We start from the raw sequence: 17,969 nt of genomic DNA on the forward strand, positions 1-17,969 counted from the left end.
GTACAATACGCGAGCGGGGACGCTCGCACTGTAAATGCAAAACTGAGATGCTCCCATATCCATCGGCGATTGAAATCGCTTCTTGTAAAACGAAATGCTTCTCTAAAAGACGCAAGAATAAAGCAGAAGCGCCATTCTTAATTCAACCAAAACTCAACCAGCTAAAAACAGTATCAACTGTCAATTCTAATTCAATTTTATCAATTATTGGCAACAGAGCAGCACCTTTATACAGTTCTACTTTTTGTCCGGGAAATACTGCCAAAATACTCTCTTCTTCTGGATCTAGTAACCACCCCAACTCAGTGCCGTTTCGCGAACAGTGGAGTAAATTACTCAGCACTTTTGTTTGGCTTTGGTTTGGAGAGAGAATTTCAATCGACCAGTCGGGATTAATGTCAAAGCGGTTAGCAATTCTACCAGACGGCAAAAAAGGAATTCTTTCCCATCGGAATACTGCTACATCTGGCACGATTGATGCCCCGCCAAAAGTGCAGCGCAACTCGGGAAAAGCATTGGCAATTTTCCGAGTTTTCGCTACTTGATTGATAGTCTTGCAGAGTTCACCTTGAAGTACGCTGTGTTCACCTTGAGGCCTGGGCTTCTGAATGATTTGTCCCTCAAGAAATTCTGAGGCCGGTTCAGTTTCAGGAAGTTTGAGGAACTCGTCTAAGGCGGGTTTGGGTTTAACGATCGCAGTCATAGGTTAATTCTCCCGATCCGAGAAACACTGAACGGCACATCACAATTGTAGGCGATCGCTCTTTAATTCCCGCTGCCCTTGTTGCACTTACCTCTTAGCAATTACCTAAGCTGTTCTGCATTTAAATGGTATGTCAAAAAATTTTAAAGTCTTGTGGGGTGGGCGTCCCGCCCGCCCTCAATCTACAATTTAAATGCGCGACAGCTTATTAGCAACTACCTATTACTGATAATTAACAATTCGATCGAAGCTAGCAGCTTCCAAACTCGCACCGCCTACCAGAACCCCGTCAATCTCAGGCATCGCCATAACTTCATCAATATTCTCCGGTTTAACAGAGCCACCGTACTGAATTGGCACGTCAGGATTAGTCAATTTACTGCGAATCAAACCAATAACTCGGTTAGCTTCCTTAGCTTCGCAAGTATCGCCAGTGCCGATCGCCCAAATAGGCTCGTAAGCAATGACCAACTTATTTTGGTCAACATCAACCAAATCTTTTGCCAACTGAGAAAAAATGTGAGCTTCTGTTTCGCCTGCATCTCGCTGCTGCTTGGTTTCCCCAACGCACAGAATCGGAATTAAATCGTATTTCTGAGCAGCTTTCAGCCGCAAATTCACCGTTTCGTCAGTTTCCCCAAAATATTGGCGCCGCTCGCTGTGGCCGATGATGACATAGCGCACACCAAGTTCACTCAGCATTGGCCCGGAAATTTCCCCAGTAAAAGCTCCAGACTCTTGCCAGTGGACGTTCTGAGCACCGAGTCTGATCCGGCTGCCGTGCAAATTTTTCGAGAGGACAGCCAAGGAAGTGAAGGGAACGCAAAGCACGACTTCCCGTTCCTCTGGGGTTTCCGTCAGGCAGGACATGAATCCTTGAAGAAACTCTAGGGATTCTGCCCTAGTTTTGTACATTTTCCAGTTGCCAGCTATAACTATTTTCCGCACTATTTCTTTAAGTCCTTGTCCTTACAACGCAATTTATAGTCTAAAGCTTTAGCGTACCTTTCGATCCTTCATTGCCCAAACTCGATTCGAGCTTGCTCAACTAAGTCAACGGTGACGACTTCGGTTTCGGCTTCGCGGGCCAACTGCTCGATGCGGACGCGAGCTTGTCCCCGGACAAAATAGGGAATATTTTTCAGCTTCGCCTTGGCTTCTGGTGTCCATTTTAGATCGTCGGAAAATTCGGAATCGGGCATGGCGTTTTGAGCGATCGACTACAAGCCTTCATGTATCAGGCTTTGATGGAAAGCCTGGATGTCTTAAATTTACCACGAGTTGCGATCGCCCCACACCTTCTCACTCTGCCTTAAATTTGTTGCCTAAAATCGCCGACGCTTCTTGTAAAAGCTGATTCTGCTCTTCTCGAATTGCCTCCAACCTTGTCAAAATATTAGCAAGTCGTTCCTGAGACTCCAAACTGTTTGATTCAACTCCCCTCAATTGTAAAGCTGAATTATTGTTGTATTCTAGATTCTTTGAAACCAAGGAGTTTACAGCCACTCCACCGAAATTACTTACAGATTTAGAGCCAAAACTCAAAACCCCTTGCATAAATTTTACAGGGCTTTGCAGAATAAATAACCAGCCTTTTGCAAACAAGCTACCTAAAGCCTGAAAAAAACCTAAGATACTCAATATAAATAGCAGCAAAATTGCTAAAGATACCAACGGGTGATTTACCAACCAGAAGACGAGAGGGTGAGAATCAATCCAATCTTTGACAGTACCATTGATAGCACTTTGGAGGGCATCTGAAGCGGCATCGCTCATATTTCCCGCCTTGTTAATGCTATCTTCTAATGAAGTCTTAGCCTTTTCTGTAGCTTGATTTACACTTTCTACAGCTTGGCTAGTGCTTTGATTCAGAGTATTGACCGCAGAGTTAGTAGTTTGATTAATAGTTTCTTTCTTCTGTTGCCGCCGAGTGAGAAACAGCATCAACAGCTTTGTTCGTACTTTCACTGACGCGACTAACTGCTTGATTCGTGACTTCCGATATAGAAATTCTCGCTTTTTCGGTTTTCTCCGCTACAGTACCTAAAGCATTGTTCGTAGCTTGATTAACAGTATTGACTGCAGAATTCGTAGTTTGAGTGAGAGCTTCTTTTGCCTGAGACGCAGTTTCGGAGAGAGAATATTTAGCTTCTGCTGTTGCTTCGGAAACAGAATTAACTGCTTTGCCGACTTGTTCCGTCCAAACTTCTTTCGTTTTTTGAACGCTTTGAGAAAAATTTTGAGAAAAGTCAGGGAGTGCTACTGCCATAGTAAGTGATCTCCATCAAGTTAATTTACTCTTTCCCAGTGGTTATAGTATATAGCAATGCTTGCAGGAGTCATAAATTTTTTACCCCACTCCAACCCTCCCCGAACTCGCGGGGAGTCCGTAAGAAATTCACAAATGATTCGAGAATTGCTATAGTATAGCTTCCATGCCCCCATGCTTTGAAAGATTGTGCCAACGCTTTGACGATGTGTGCCCGACTCAAGCCCAAAGACATGAGTTTAGACACTATCTGGGGGGATTATTGGGAGAAAAAAGAGAAAAAACCTATCCCAGCTCGCGCAAAACGCTGTAGATGTTTCTTAACAAAGCTTACGCCTTTTTGCAGTCAGAGCTTCCTGGGGCGAACAAACGCTCAACCAAGGGCGAAGCTATAGGTGATAGTGTCACAATCAGATGTATTCCCCAAAAATAGATCGGACGATCGCTCAAATATGAGGCAGGAATTTGATGCACCTGAAAAAGGCTGAATTAAGTTGAGAAATATAGCATATTATCCCAGCGACGATCGCGCGATAACTGGCGATCGTTCGTCAAAGCTCGCTCGGCGTTGTAAAAACTGTTTAACGCCCCCAAAAATAATTACATATTTACAAAAATTAGCGCGAGTTACCAGACTTTCTATCTCCGAAAAAAAGCGATAAATTTTAAGTAGACTGTGGTTGGTGGTTTAACAAACCCGACGCTGCCTAAGATGTTGTTGCGGAAGCTTAGCTGGTGTATAATTTATGACATATTGGCCCAATTTTCACTTTCCATCTCAAGCTCAAAATATGCTACGCTAAAATGTTTGCAGAGCTTAAGATACACCCTGACGTATGTATCAATCATTAGAAGACTCAGCCATTTCGACTAACCCATCTACGGCACCGTCCCCTCTAATTCTCATTGTGGATGACGATGCCTTGATTCGTTTGCAACTCCGACTGTATTTACAGAAGGAAAAATACCGAGTGGCCGAAGCTACAGATGGGTTGACAGGGCTAGCAGCTTATGAGGAAGTACATCCAGACCTGATCCTGCTAGATGCAGTGATGCCTACTATGGATGGTTTTGCTTTTTGTCAAAAATTATCTGAAGTGCGTGAGAGCGATCGCCCACCTATTTTGATGATTACTAGCTTAGAAGACAAAGAATCTGTCGATCGAGCGTTTGCAGCGGGAGCCGCTGACTATATCACTAAGCCGATTCACTGGGCTGTTCTGCGACAGAGAGTGCGACGGTTGATTAAGCAATTCCATTTGCAACAGCAACAAACCCTACTTTACAACCAGCTAGAGGCCGCCAATCGACAATTAAAATACCTCGCGTCAATTGACGGTTTGACTCAGATTGCCAATCGCCGTCAGTTTGACCAACAGCTAGAGGAGGAGTGGCGACGCATGACGAGGCACCAAACTCCTTTGTCACTGATTTTGTGTGATATCGATTTCTTCAAGCCTTACAACGATACTTATGGACACCAAGCAGGGGATCTATGTTTACAGCAAGTGGCGACAGCTCTCAATCGCAGTATTAATCGAGCGGGAGATTTAGTAGCACGTTATGGAGGTGAAGAATTTGTAGTGATTTTATCCGACACCGAGCTGGAGGGAGCCGTCCAAATCGTTAAGCAAATGCAGGCTCGCATCCAAGATTTAGCAATAGTTCATAAGAGTTCTCCGCATCATTGTATTACGCTCAGCTTCGGTATTACCAGTGTGATTCCTAACCAAGAAAGCTTACCAGAAACTTTAATTACTGCTGCCGATGCAGCACTTTATCAAGCCAAAGACAAAGGCCGTAATACTTTTTGTACCAAAATTCATACAGTTAAGGAATTCACCCGTTAAATCATAAGGGTCAAAACTATGCCTCTCGTCATTTGGAATGATTCGTTAACTATTGGTATTCCCGAAATTGACCGCCAGCACAAACAATTGATCGATCAACTCAATACCTTAGTGGATGCCATGTTGGCAAACCGTGGAAAAGAAGAAATAAAAGGTATTGTAGATTTTTTAGACTTGTATGTAGCACAACACTTCGGATTTGAAGAAAATTGTATGCAAAGATACAAATGCCCATTTGCATCTAACAATGCAGCGGCTCATACCAAATTTATTAAAACACTGAGTGAAGTTAAACAAGAGCTACAAACCAAAGGATCGAGCCTTTCGTTAGCCATTAAGCTTAATGAACAATTGCTAGAGTGGTTCGTGAACCATATTAAAAAAGTCGATCGAGAACTCAAGTCCTGCATAAGTAAGCCTTAATTTTACTCTTAAAGCTTAAATAATCGGTGGTGCGCTCTTCATGGAAAGTGTCAGGTAAATAACAGATCGGGTCTATGGCGCTTTTTTTATCGGAATCAGGTCCTATTCAACAACTAGCGATTATAAAAGTTTATGGGAGGGGCTAGCTCAATGCGTAATAAAAGATGGTTAGGTGCGATCGCCCTTCTCACTGGTGCGGGTGTTCTGGGCAACCATTGCAATTTGTCTCTTTTCTTTGGGGTTGATTTCCTCTTTGGCAGTATTCCCATACTGATTATTACTTACTACTTCGGCTGGGGCTGGGGAGGCGTGGCTGGTCTAATTGCAGGCAGCTATACTTATATCCTTTGGCATCATCCATACGCCACGATTATTTTGGTAATTGAGGCTCTGTTTGTAGGGTTTCTTTGCAAGAAGCGCCAACAGCCAAATATCCTTTTATTCGATGGGATTTACTGGTTCTTAATTGGAATGCCCCTCGTTTGGCTTTTCTACAGTCAAATGATGCACATGGAGGCGAATCAGACCATCCTCGTTATGTGCAAGCAAGCAGTCAACGGCATTTTTAATGCCTTAGTTGCCAGCTTAATCATTTCGTATGCGCCGATTTCTCGGTGGATTAGTCCTTCAAAGCATCTCGCCCTCTCTTTACAACAAACTATTTTTCATCTGTTGGTTGCTTTTGTCTTTATTCCAGGACTGATGCTATTAGTTTTTGATGGTAGATACTTTGTTGGTCAAATCCCAACGACGGTGCAAACGGAGTTACAAGCAAACGCAAAAACTATCACTAGCGCAATATCTCGATGGCATCAGCGATACCTCACAGCTTTGAACCAATTAGCTGAAATATCGCTCAGGCGTGAAGCCGCAACTGCTGCTAATCAAGCGATTCAATCATCCGAGCAGCTACAACAAAACATTAGCCTGATCGAGCAGTTGTTTCCAGATTTCGACAAAATTTATGTTGCGGATTCATCTGGAACAATTTTAGCTACTTCTTCTCCTTTAGATCAAACCCGCCGGCGGTTGGTCGAACAAAGCACGGAACATCAATCTCTAATTCCCCTGGCTCAAGAGCGGTTGAGACCTTGGATGACTCCTATCCACAAAGATATATTAGTGGACGAACCTCATGTAGGATTGAATGTACCCCTGCAAGTTCAAGGTCGTTTTCTTGGGCTGATCCACGGTTCATTAGGATTGAGCCAGATCAAAGCTCTCTACATTTTCCAGAGAAACAATCAGCAACTAGCCATTACATTGCTCGATGAAAACAACCGAGTCATTGCCAGTAATCAATCCGATCAAAAGCTTTTGACCAGTGTTCCGGGATCAAAGGACGGCAGCACTCGCACCTTAGAGGGAACCTTGCAGCAGTGGGTTCCTAGCAAGGGCAAGAATCCGATGATCCGTTGGAAAAATTCTCTGTATATACAGGAATTTACTATTAGCTCCGATGTGGAATGGAAATTACGCTTACAAATTCCAGCAGCTCCCTATGTAGAAAATTTACAAAATCGCTACAAGGCTGACTTGAGTATTCTACTCCTCGTCACAATGTTGGCATTTTTGTTTGCAACGCTGGTTAGCGAACGACTGGTCAAGCCATTATCCTATTTAGCTCGTGCGACTACTGACTTACCCAACAAGCTTTCAGAAGAAACATTTGAATGGAAACATAGCTCTGTTACTGAAATCAATGACCTTGCTCGCAATTTTCAATTGATGGGGCTCGTACTCAATCAAAAATTTAGGGAGATTCAACACGCCAACGCTACATTAGAACACCGGGTTCAAGAACGAACGCAAAAATTATCCAGAATCAATCGATCGCTGAAAGCTGAAATTAAGAGACGTAAACAAGCCGAAGCTGAACTAAGAACAAGAGAGGCGACGATACGAGCTTTATATGAAGTTACTGCTACCCAAAATTTCAATTTTGAGCAGCGCATCCAAGCGTTGATTGAGATGGGATGTCAGAATTTTGGGCTTGAATTTGGCGTCTTGGCTCGCGTGCAAGATAACCGTTATGAGGTGATGGTGGCGCGATCGTCTGATGAAGTCCTGAAACCTGGTGATGTCTTTGATATTAAGCAAACTTTGTGCTGTGAAGTTTTAGACACAAATGAACCAGTAACCATCCAACATACAGGCACCTCAAAATGGCGTTACCATCCTGCCTATCTTGCCCTGGGCATGGAAGCTTATATTGGAACACGAGTTTTAGTTGCAGGCAAAGTATACAGTACCCTCAGCTTTTCTAGTAAATCTCCCCGTGCAGACAGCTTTAAATCTGCCCATGTGGAATTACTGAAGCTGATGGCTCAGTGGATTGGTAGTGAAATTGAACGGCATCAGGCAGAAGTCGCTCTGCAAGCCAGTGAAGAGCGGTGGGAACTCGCCCTACGCGGTAGTAATGAGGGGGTATGGGATTGGAACGTCAACACCAATGAAGTATTCTTCTCGGCTCGCTGGAAAGAAATGTTGGGCTACGAAGACCATGAAATTCCCCATCACCTGGACGAATGGAGCAAGCGGGTGCATCCCGACGATCTCGGTGGCGTCATGCAAATAATTCAAGATCACTTTGAGGGCAAAACTTCCTTTTATATTACAGAACATCGAGTTCTTTGTAAGGATGGGAGCTACAAGTGGATTCTGGCTCGAGGGCAGGCGCTTTCGGATGAAGCGGGCAAAGTTGTCCGTATGACTGGTTCTCAGAGCGATATTACCGATCGCAAAAACTTAGAGCAGGAAATTCAAGCCAGAGAGCAATTATTGAATGCTTTCTTTAAAGGAGCTTCCCTAGCAGGGGTGGGGCTGTGTATCCACGATCGGCAGTTGAGATTTTTACAAATCAATGAGGCACTAGCTGAATTTAATGGCCCCTCTGTGGAGGCTCACTTAGATAAGACAACCGATGAGATTTTGGGGGAATTTGCTCCTACTGTAAATGCACTGTTACAACAGGTTTTAACGACAGGAAAACCTTCCATCAACTTGGAAATGAGCACAGCACTATCGAGTCAAACGGGTGTCAAGCGCCACTGGCTCGTTTCTCACTTTCCCATTTTCAAGGATGCAGAGCAGGCTATAGCAGTGGGTTGCATTCTAATTGAAATTAGCGATCGCAAACGAGCCGAAGCAGAACTGCAACAAATGAGTGCGGCGCTAGAAAATGCCGTGGCAGGCATTTCTCGGATTGACCCTCAAGGACGCTATATCTCTGTCAATGTGACTTATGCTGCCATCTGCGGATATCAGCCTGAAGAACTGCTAGGGAGGGAGTGGGAAAACACCGTTCATCCTGAAGATGTTGAGAAGATGGTGGCTGCTTATGAGCAAATGTTGAGAGACGGCAGAGTCGAAGCGGAAGCTAGGGGAATGCGAAAAAATGGCTCTAGCTTCTATAAACAACTGGTGATGGTCTCTGCTTATGACGAGCAAAATGTGTTTGTCGGGCATCACTGCTTCATGAAGGATATTACCGATCGCAAGGAGGCAGAAGAAGCACTACAGCGACAGTTGCAAAAAGCCCTACTGCTGAAGCAAATTACCCAAGAAATTCGTCAAAGCCTCAATGCTCAGCAGATATTTGAAACGGCTGCTATTCAGATTGGGCAAACTTTTGGAGTCAGTCGCTGCTTAATTAGCACATACCAGGACAATCCACTGCCTCAGTTTCCTGTCGTTGCAGAGTATCTAGGAGTGGGATATGGGCACAGCGGGGAGCATGACCTTCTGGCGGCCAGTCCTGCTTATACAAAACGGTTGATGGCTCAAGATGAAGCGATCGCCTCCCCGGATGTCTATTGCGAATCATTGCTCATCTGTGCTCATTCTATTTGTACCAGTCTCAAATTGAGATCGGCATTAGCAGTGCGAACCTCTTACCAAGGAGAACCGAATGGTGCCATTTGTTTGCACCAGTGCGATCGCTACCGTCATTGGACTGCCGATCAAGTGGAGTTGCTAGAATCAGTGGCGACTCAAGTAGGAATTGCCCTAGCTCAAGCCCAATTACTAGAGCAAGAAACTCGACAACGAGAAGAATTAACTCTGAAAAACTTTGCCCTGGAGCAAACTAGACGGGAAGCAGAAGCAGCGAGCCGAGCCAAAACTGAGTTTCTGGCGATGATGAGCCATGAAATTCGCACTCCCATGAATGCGGTTATTGGTATGACGGGACTACTGCTGGATACAGAACTCAAGGCTCAACAGCGAGACTTTATCGAGACGATTCGCAATAGTGGGGATACCCTCCTGAGTATCATCAACGACATCCTGGACTTCTCCAAAATTGAGTCGGGCAAGCTGGAGCTAGAAATACATCCCTTGAGCTTGAGAGATTGCATAGAAGGTGCGATCGACCAACTTGCAGTTAAAGCAGATGAGAAGGATATTGAGTTGGGCTACCTCATCCAGCCTCAGACTCCTAAGTTCATTTTGGGTGATGTCACCCGTCTCCGTCAGATTCTAGTTAACTTGCTCAACAATGCGATTAAGTTTACTGAAACTGGGGAAGTTACCATTTCCGTAGAAGCCTCTCTAGTTGATTCGGACAAAACAATTTCTGAACGAGAGAACTTGTCAGAAAGCTTGTACGAAATCCAGTTTGCCATTCAAGACACAGGCATTGGTATTCCAGCCAACCGGCTCGATCGACTGTTCAAGTCTTTTAGTCAAGTAGATGCTTCGACGACTCGGCAGTATGGAGGGACTGGTTTAGGTCTGGCGATTAGTAAGCGACTTACTGAAACTATGAACGGCACGATCTGGGTTGAGAGCGGAGGCCACGTCGGAGGAACCCCTTCACCAAAATGGCAAGCAGCTAAGCTTAATCGAGTCACAATGGGTTCTACCTTCTACTTCACGATTGTCGCATCCTCTGTTGCTACTGAGTTAGCGGAACCGATGGAAATGCTACCAGAACTATCTGGCAAGCGTTTATTAATAGTGGATGACCAGCCCACTAACCGACAAATTCTGACGTTGCAAGCAGAGAGTTGGGGGATGCAGAGTCTGGCTGCCCCATCGGCTGCGGAAGCGCTCAACTGGCTTGAGAGTGGAGAAGCGTTTGATCTCGCTATTTTAGATATGCAAATGCCACAAATGGACGGCCTCACACTCGCCTCAGCCATCCACCAGCATCCTAAGTGCCACCGTTTACCCCTAGTGTTGCTGACTTCAATGGGCTACCCAGAAGCGAGTTCTTCAGCGCTCTCCACCCACTTTGCCGCTTGTTTAAGCAAACCCATCAAACAATCCCAGCTCTATCAAATACTGATCCATGTGCTACAAGCTCAACCGAAAAAAGTTCAACAACAGCTCCCTATATCTGTCGAGGATGATATGAAACTTGCCCAGAGACTCCCACTGCGAATTCTTTTAGCAGAAGATCATCTGGTAAATCAGAAGGTGGCACTGCTGCTGTTAGAGCGTTTGGGATACCGGGCCGATATTGCTGCCAATGGATTGGAAGTTTTGGAAGCCCTGAATCGCCAGCCTTATGATGTAGTGCTGATGGATGTACAAATGCCAGAGATGGATGGACTAGAAGCCAGCCGTCGTATTTGCCAGCAGTGGCCGGCTCATACTCGTCCCTGGATTATTGCAATGACGGCAAATGCCATGCAGGGCGATCGCCAGGTTTGTCTTGATGCTGGCATGAATGACTATATCACTAAACCAATTCGACTAGAGGCTCTCAACCAAGCGCTGAGTCAGTGTCAACCCAACCCGGAACCGCAACAGGCCCAAAAGGAGGAATCAGATAGTAACAAGCCAAAAATTGATAGGCCAGCGGTTAACCTTACAGAACTGCAAGCCTTCTGTAGCAGCATCGATCAAGATTCAACCGAGATTTTGAGCTTGCTAGCTAACTGCTACTTGGAGGAAGGTCTAAAGTTGCTAGAAGCTATGAAATTAGCGATCGCCCAAGCGGATACTCAAGCCCTAAACCGAGCGGCCCATACCCTCAAAGGCAGTAGTGCGAATCTAAGCGCGGCTCCTCTGGCCCACCTTTGTGCCACGTTAGAAGTCATCAGTACCTCTGGTCAACTCGATCGAGCCTCCTCCCTATTTGCTCAAATCGAGGTTGAGTACGATCGTGTCAAGAATACTCTCCAACAAGAACTACAAAAAAGCGAAACTAATCTATGAAAGTCACGTGAACAAACCTGACGGTCAACTGACTACAGTTAGACCGCAGGCTTCTTTTTCCTTTTTTTTCTCAGGCTTTTTATAGTGAGGTAGTTCCACCCCCACTTGCTAATATAGTATCAGAGTATTTCCCCAGCATCTTGGGGTATAAAAGAATAATTGTCGGTTTCGGTACCGAAACCCGACGAGCCTTTCATCACGCGGGCGTAATTCCCAACGGGGTACGGGGCACAGCGCTCTGATTAATCCCCTCTAAATATACGCCCGGGACTTCCCGGCTGGTAGTTAAAAAATGGCTAATAAACTCTTTGAGCGAGGATTTTTGGACTCTTTTTAATGCTCGAATAGTTACCGATTTAGTGGCTGCCTAGCTTTATACTGTCTCCGAAGTGACAAAAGAGAGATGATGACTAATGACTAATGACTAATGACTAATGACTAATGACTAATGACTAATGACTAATGACTAATGACTAATGACTGCTGTCGAAGCGGAATCTCGATCGCAAACTCAGTACCTTTCCCCAATTCCGAATTGCATTTTAAAACGCCGCCGTGTTTCTCTACCACAATTTGGTAACTAATTGACAGTCCCAATCCAGTACCTTTTCCCACTGCCTTAGTCGTGAAAAAAGGGTCAAATATCCGTTGTCTCATAGATTCCGAAATTCCCGTACCGTTATCAGAAATCCGAATCACCGCGCTAGGAATAGTACCATTAAGTTGACCGACAGCAGTAGAGATTTTAATTTGAGGAGCTACAGATTGACCAGCGAGCAACTTGTGCGATTCCAAAGCATCGATCGCATTCCCGATTACATTCATAAACACCTGATTCAACTGTCCAGCATAACACTCAACTCGAGGCAAAATGCCGTATTCTTTCACTAGCACAATGTTTGCACCGTCCGCATTAGATTTCAGTCTGTGCTGTAAAATTAACAGCGTGCTGTCAATGCCCTCGTGAATATCAACCGCCTTCATTTGACTTTCGTCAAGACGAGAGAAATTCCTTAAAGACAGAACTATTTGACGGATGCGATCGGCTCCCACCTTCATTGACGATAGCAATTTTGGCAAATCTTCTAGCAGAAATTCCAAGTCAATATCTTCACTCAATTTGTCTATTTCAGGACTATAAGCGGGATATTGCTGCTGGTAAAGTTCCAACAAACTCAGTAAGCTAGCAGTATATTCACTAGCGTGATTGAGATTGCCGTAAATAAAATTAACTGGATTGTTAATTTCGTGAGCAATCCCGGCTACCAGTTGCCCCAAACCAGACATTTTTTCCGTTTGAATCAATTGAGCTTGAGTGTGCTGCAAATCTTTTAAACTTTGAGCGATTTGTTCTGCTTGGCGTCTGGTTTGAGCCAGCAACTCGGCTTGTTGGATAGCTACCCCTAATTGATTGGCAATCTGAGCTAAAAAGTTAACTTCTGAACTTTCCCAACAGCGGGGCCCAGAATGTTGATACGCTGTCAGCAAACCCCAAAGTTCTTTTCCTACAAAAATAGGCGCGCTCGCATAAGCCTTCACCTGAAATTGCTCTAAAATACCGACAACACACTCCGATTGGCAAACTTGATAGATATCGTCAACGGCTAGAGTTTCATTATTGGCATATCTGCCGCCTCGGTTTGACTGCAAATAAGTATCTTGCCAAACCGTACTGATACCTTCCCCTACCAATTTTATCCAGCCATCTTTCACAAACTCGGCGACATAATGGCCGCTCCAATCAGGATTAAATTGATAGACAGCAATTCTATCAACTTGCATAAACTGACAAACTTCTTGGGTTGCAGTCTTAAAAATCGCGTTGATATCGAGAGATTCTCGAATCTTGGCCACCACTTCAAACAGTATCCGCTGTTGCTCTGCTGCCCACTGCAACTCGATAGTTTGCTGCCGCGTTTTAGCAAGCAAATCTGCTTGTTCTAATGCTACGCTCAACTGAGCTCCGACTTGCGTAGCAAACTGGATTTCCGAAGTGTTCCAATTGCGGGAACTGCCGCACTGGTGCACGCACAGCAAGCCCCAGAGTTCGCTGCCATTCATCATCGGCATAATCACCTGAGCTCTAATTTGAAATTGAGCTAAAATAGCAGCGTGGCAGTCGGATAGTCCCGCCGTTTCGATATCTGGCAGCACTTGAATGCGTCCCTGGCTGTATTTATTTGCATAGTTCTCTCCCAAACAACGATCGCGAACTTTCACATCCATTGCTGAAGGAAAATCTGGCAAAACATCTTCGGTAATAAATTCGCCTTCATTAAACTTTGAACTTGGATCGAAGCGATAAATCCCAACTCTATCTGCATTTAAAATCCGCCGCAGTTCGGTAGTTGTCGTGCTAAAAATTGTATCTAAATCGAGAGATTGTCGAATCTTAGCAACTACCTCAAACAATATTCGCTCCTGCTCTGCTGCCCGCTGCAACTCAACTGCTTGCTGCTGAGTGTGAGCGAGCAAATCTGCTTGTTCTAAAGCGATGCTTAGCTGAGCGGAAATTTGGGTAGCAAACTTAATTTCGGAAGATTCCCAATTGCGGGGAGCCGAACATTGGTGTATGCACAGCAACCCCCAAAGGTGGTTGCCTTTCATAATCGGTGCAACTAAAGTAGCTTTGACCTGAAATTGCTCCAAGACTTGCTCAAAGCAATCTTGCAGTCCGGCTTGTCTGATGTCGGACATGGCGTGAACTCGCCCCTGAGAGTAGAGATTGGCGTAGTTTTCTCCAAAACAGCGATCGTGCACTTTGACTGCCATTGCTGACACAAAATCTGGCAAAACATCTTCGGACACGAATTCGCCGTCGTTAAATTCTGATGCGGCATCGAAGCGGTAAACCGCCACTCGATCGGCATTTAAAGCCCGCCGCACTTCCTGGGACATCGTGCTAAAAATCTTGTTCAAGTCGAGGGATTTCCGCATTTTTGCCACCACTTCAAACAGCACTCGCTGCTGTTTGGTCAACTGCTGTAGTTGAGCGGTGCGCTTTTGAACTTGATTTTCTAAATTTGTGTTAAGTGCCTCTATTTGTTGATCGAGTTGGTAGTGGTTAATAGCATTGGAAAAGTGGTTGCCAAAAATTAGGAGCAATTCAATTTCTTCAGCATTCCAGTCGCGAATTTGGGCAGTTTTTGACTCTTTCCACGCTTCAAAAGATATCCGAGATTGGGCGAGCCGCTCGTCGCTATCAAACTGTCTCGCCCAGAGAGTTTCGGTGTCAAATTCTTCTCTAAAAATGGTCAAGTAACCAAATATGTGCTGGCGGGTTCTGAGCGGCACGATTAAAATGCTGCGAATTTTGGTCGATCGGAATGCAGGTTGCAGGCTTCTCAAACTGCTAATTTGGTACAAGTCGGGAATTGCCCAAACCTGTTGCTCGCCGGATTTAAAATATTCGTGCCAGACGCTGTATTGCTCAACCTGCGGGTATTTGGCCGAAATTGGCATCTTCGGCCCTGAGCCGCAAGTGTAGACTGTGAGTTCGCCAGTGGAGTTATCCGAATAGGGAACTAGATTCGTAACTTTGCTGCTGTCGGAAATGAATGGCGTGGCGAAAATGCACAGCCTGCCGCCGGCTGCATCTAGTGCTGCTACCGATTCGGCCAAAGCTGTTTGGAGTTCAATCGTCGGCTGGGAGTTAAGGGCTGCGGCGACGCGGTTGACGGCAGATTCCCGTTGAGCTTTCGCCCTCGCTCTGGCGAGGAGGGTTGATTGGGCTATGGCGACGCCGAGCTGATCTGCCACCGTCTGAACGCCTTGGAGTTCGTTTTCTGTCACACTCCGGGACTCGGAGTGGTGAGATACCAACAACCCCCAGAATTCTTCGCCGTGAAAAATTGGTACTACCAAGCAAGCCTTGACGCCCAGTGCGCTCAAGTATTCAGCGTGGCAGGGGTCAACCGCGCGAAAGCGCATTTCGTCGGGCAGCAGTTGGCCGGAAACCGCCTCGCGACGCGGACTTTGGCCTAGCAGCCCGGAATCTATATCGACGATCGATCGCACCTGTAGTTGCGCGAACATTTCGCGGGCGTGAGGGGGAATATCGTCTCCTGGAAAATGCAGCCCCAATAGGGATGGCAAGCGGTTGCCGTTAATTGATTCGGCAATCACTTCACCGCTACCGTCGCTATGAAATTTGTAGATTTTTACCCTGTCTGTTCCCAAGAAGGATTGAACTTCCGCTGCTGTTGCGCTCAGAATTTCGGGTAGTTCTAGAGAGCGGCGAATGCGGTTGGCGATGCGTTCGAGCAAATTTGCTCGATCGAACCTCACCTTGACATTTTCGATCTTTAATGAGTCCATTATTAATCTTTTGCTTTCCTAGCAATAATAGTAAGCGGCCCAAAATTTTTGTGCCTGTTAAAAAATTCGGCAAGCACAGCCATTTAATAAAATATAAATATCCTGATGGCGATCGTCGATTAGTTTTGCACCTGTAGCGATCTGCCTTAAAATTGCAACTTTCCATTGCAACTTTCCATTGTGTGGGATTACAACTTTTGTACTTTAAATATAAACTTTGTACAGCCTGCCTTGCAAGCTCTTTACCCCAACGGATTAAAATTGTCAAGTTTCAAGACTTGCAGAGTCATTCACCGCCACCGATGAAGGTCGCACCGAAATATCTCAGTCCTGGATGCAAAAGCTGGCTGAGGAACGAGCTTACAGAAAGAAACAGCATGGAATTCAAAAGGTTAACTCAGAAATAGGGTTTCTACCTCTAGGATTGTATCTGCTGCTAGCGGGCTGGGAGAATGGTCGATCGACAATCCGCAGCTTTTTCAGATATGGGAGCAAAAAAAAGCTCCTGCCGTTAAGCAGGAGCCTTTTTTGATTAGACAATCAAATCAGGAATAAACTCGATCGATTAGTCTAAGTCTGGCATAGCCAGCACTGGTTCATTTTCGCGATCGATACCCTTCTCAAAGCCAGCGACAGCCGCGCGAGCGCGACCAGCGTGCCACAAGTGGCCGACCAAGAAGAAGAAACCCACCACGAAGTGGAAACAGGCCAACCAAGAACGAGGAGACGTGAAGTTAAACGAGTTAACTTCAGTTGCCACGCCGCCCACAGAGTTCAAAGAACCCAAAGGAGCGTGAGTCATGTACTCAGCCGCGCGGCGAGCTTGCCAAGGCTGAATATCGTTTTTGATTTTGTTCAAGTCCAAACCGTTAGTACCGCGCAGGGGTTCCAACCAAGGGCCTTGGAAATCCCAGAAACGCATCGTTTCACCGCCGAAAATGATTTCGCCAGTAGGAGAGCGCATCAGGTACTTACCCAGACCGGTAGGGCCTTGTGCAGAGCCGACGTTAGCACCCAAGCGTTGGTCGCGGATCAGGAAGGTCAAAGCTTGTGCTTGAGAAGCTTCCGGGCCCGTCGGGCCGTAAAATTCGCTAGGGTAAGCAGTGTTGTTGAACCAGACAAAGCAGGCGGCGATGAAACCCATCAGGGACAAAGCGCCCAAGCTGTAAGACAGGTAAGCTTCACCAGACCAGATTAAGGCGCGGCGAGCCCAGCCGAAAGGCTTGGTCAAAATGTGCCAAACACCGCCACCGATACAAATCAGGCCAACCCAGATGTGACCGCCGATGATATCTTCCATGTTGTTGACGCTGACAATCCAGCCTTCGCCACCAAAAGGAGAGCGAGTCAAGTAGCCAAAAATCACAGCCGGATTCAGAGTGGGGTTCGTGATAATACGCACGTCGCCGCCGCCCGGAGCCCAAGTGTCATAGACACCGCCGAAGAACATGGCTTTAGCTACCAGCAGCAAAGCGCCGCATCCCAACAGAATCAGGTGGTAGCCGATGATGTTGGTCATCTGGTTCTTGTCTTTCCAGTCGTAGCCGAAGAACGAAGAGTATTCTTCGAGAATTTCCGGGCCGCGAACGGCGTGATAAATGCCGCCCAAACCGAGAACAGCAGATGAAATCAAGTGAAGAACGCCAACGACGAAGAACGGGAAGATATCAGTGACTTCACCGCCGGGGCCTACGCCCCAACCCAAAGTAGCGACGTGGGGCATCAAAATTAAGCCCTGTTCGTACATGGGCTTTTCTGGGATAAAGTGAGCGACTTCAAACAAAGTCATTGCACCGGCCCAGAACACGATCAAACCAGAGTGAGCGACGTGGGCGCCCAGCAGTTTGCCGGAGAGATTGATTAAACGAGCGTTGCCAGACCACCAAGCGAACCCGGAGGATTCTTGGTCGCGACCGCTTGCGTAGGAATTAGAGAGCGTTACCACCCGGTAGAACCTCCAACGATTTTAGATTTTGGATTTTGGGTTTTTTTGTTCCCCAGTAGGACACGGGAGTACCGCACCTGCGCCGGGGAATTGGGATTTGGATTTCAGATTAATTTAAAAAAATAAAATTAATCTGAAATCCAAATCCTGATTTTTTTAAAGTGCGTTACCGCGAGGCAGAACTTCTTCAGGGAAGATGAAGTTTTCGTGGGGTTGGTCAGTCGGAGCCATCCAAGCACGAATGCCTTCGTTAAGCAGAATGTTCTTAGTGTAGAACGTTTCAAACTCAGGATCTTC

The 17,969-nt window shown here is 45.9% G+C and carries 10 protein-coding genes and 1 pseudogene; 3 read left to right on the forward strand and 8 right to left on the reverse strand.

Features of this window, described 5'->3' with window-relative positions:
* Positions 1-142: 142 nt before the first annotated feature.
* From QUB16_RS29425 to QUB16_RS29445, 5 genes are all read right to left on the reverse strand, one after another.
* The gene (locus QUB16_RS29425) at positions 143-703 is read right to left on the reverse strand and encodes a Uma2 family endonuclease (RefSeq protein ID WP_333321648.1); all 561 of its coding nucleotides are present in this window, start codon (positions 701-703) and stop codon (positions 143-145) included.
* A 222-nt stretch (positions 704-925) separates the two neighbouring features.
* A complete protein-coding gene (gene tpiA / locus QUB16_RS29430; protein WP_445251179.1) occupies positions 926-1,651 on the reverse strand; it encodes a triose-phosphate isomerase in 726 nt (241 codons plus the stop codon).
* 68 nt (positions 1,652-1,719) lie between these two features.
* On the reverse strand, positions 1,720-1,905 hold the full coding sequence (locus tag QUB16_RS29435; RefSeq protein WP_006633749.1) for a PCP reductase family protein: 186 nt from the start codon (positions 1,903-1,905) through the stop codon (positions 1,720-1,722).
* 100 nt (positions 1,906-2,005) lie between these two features.
* Complete coding sequence (locus tag QUB16_RS29440) at positions 2,006-2,647, reverse strand: hypothetical protein (protein WP_333321652.1); 642 nt, start codon at positions 2,645-2,647, stop codon at positions 2,006-2,008.
* Positions 2,604-2,972, reverse strand: coding sequence for a hypothetical protein (locus tag QUB16_RS29445; RefSeq protein ID WP_333321655.1), 369 nt, complete (start codon positions 2,970-2,972; stop codon positions 2,604-2,606). Before QUB16_RS29445 ends, QUB16_RS29440 begins: the two co-directional genes overlap by 44 nt.
* Before the next feature lie 836 nt (positions 2,973-3,808).
* Between QUB16_RS29445 and QUB16_RS29455 the strand changes: the two genes are divergently transcribed.
* The 3 genes from QUB16_RS29455 (at position 3,809) to QUB16_RS29465 (ending at position 11,410) form a co-directional block, all read left to right on the forward strand.
* Positions 3,809-4,822, forward strand: a complete 1,014-nt coding sequence (locus tag QUB16_RS29455) for a PleD family two-component system response regulator (protein ID WP_333321657.1) — start codon at positions 3,809-3,811, stop codon at positions 4,820-4,822.
* Positions 4,823-4,840: 18 nt separating this feature from the next.
* A complete protein-coding gene (locus QUB16_RS29460) occupies positions 4,841-5,245 on the forward strand; it encodes a hemerythrin family protein (RefSeq protein WP_333321659.1) in 405 nt (134 codons plus the stop codon).
* A gap of 150 nt (positions 5,246-5,395) precedes the next feature.
* A complete protein-coding gene (locus QUB16_RS29465) occupies positions 5,396-11,410 on the forward strand; it encodes a response regulator (RefSeq protein WP_333321661.1) in 6,015 nt (2,004 codons plus the stop codon).
* Between the two features lie 459 nt (positions 11,411-11,869).
* On the opposite strand, the gene QUB16_RS29470 is transcribed toward QUB16_RS29465, so the two are convergent.
* The 3 genes and pseudogenes from QUB16_RS29470 to QUB16_RS29480 form a co-directional block, all read right to left on the reverse strand.
* Complete coding sequence (locus QUB16_RS29470) at positions 11,870-15,727, reverse strand: GAF domain-containing protein (RefSeq protein WP_333321662.1); 3,858 nt, start codon at positions 15,725-15,727, stop codon at positions 11,870-11,872.
* A gap of 565 nt (positions 15,728-16,292) precedes the next feature.
* Positions 16,293-17,672 carry a photosystem II reaction center protein CP43 gene (gene psbC / locus QUB16_RS29475; protein ID WP_333321664.1) on the reverse strand — a complete coding sequence of 460 codons (1,380 nt, stop codon included), beginning with the start codon at positions 17,670-17,672 and terminating at the stop codon, positions 16,293-16,295.
* A 156-nt stretch (positions 17,673-17,828) separates the two neighbouring features.
* A pseudogene (locus QUB16_RS29480) lies at positions 17,829-17,969 on the reverse strand (photosystem II D2 protein (photosystem q(a) protein)); the annotation flags it as partial.

It is taken from the genome of Microcoleus sp. D3_18a_C4 (assembly GCF_036702415.1).
Taxonomy (GTDB): Bacteria; Cyanobacteriota; Cyanobacteriia; order Cyanobacteriales; family Microcoleaceae; genus Microcoleus.